Source organism: Pseudomonas sp. 3B-A001-10F (assembly GCF_056313565.1).
Genome location: NZ_JBQYFW010000090.1, coordinates 1 through 454, shown reverse-complemented (window position 1 = coordinate 454; position 454 = coordinate 1). Strand labels below are relative to the sequence as shown.

The following is a 454-nucleotide window of genomic DNA, read 5'->3' as shown; positions in this document are numbered from 1 at the left end:
CCCCCGCACCGCGCCTTTGCGGACGCGCTGGCGAACGGGCTGATCCGGCGCTTCGGCGGCGACCCGATGGGCCTGGCACGCGGGCTGGTCCTGCTCCCCAACAACCGTGCCAAGAGGGCGATCCAGGACGCCTTTGTCCGCGCCAGCGGTGGCGGCTTGCTCCTGCCGCGGCTCGTCGCGGTCGGCGATCCCGAGCTGGACGAGGCGGTGTTCGATGCGGCCGGCGATCCCGACCTCGTGCCGCCCGCGGTCCAGCCGCTCCAGCGCCAATTGCTCCTCGCGCGCCTGATCCAGGAGGCCGAGCCCCGCCACGACGCCGCCGAGGCCGTCCGCCTCGCCGGCGATCTCGCCGCCACGCTCGACCAGCTGCTCATCGAGGAAGTTTCGCCCCGCCGGCTCCGGGAGCTGGACCTGGGGCCGGAGCTCTCCGCCCATTGGGAGCGCTCGCTCAAGC

Annotated in this window: 1 protein-coding gene; it reads left to right on the top strand. The window is 74.2% G+C overall.

The window, feature by feature from the left end; genetic code table 11:
* Positions 1 to 454, top strand: a 454-nt coding sequence (locus tag AC0ZWN_RS28875; RefSeq protein ID WP_476337717.1) for a hypothetical protein, incomplete at both ends; no start/stop codon positions are given.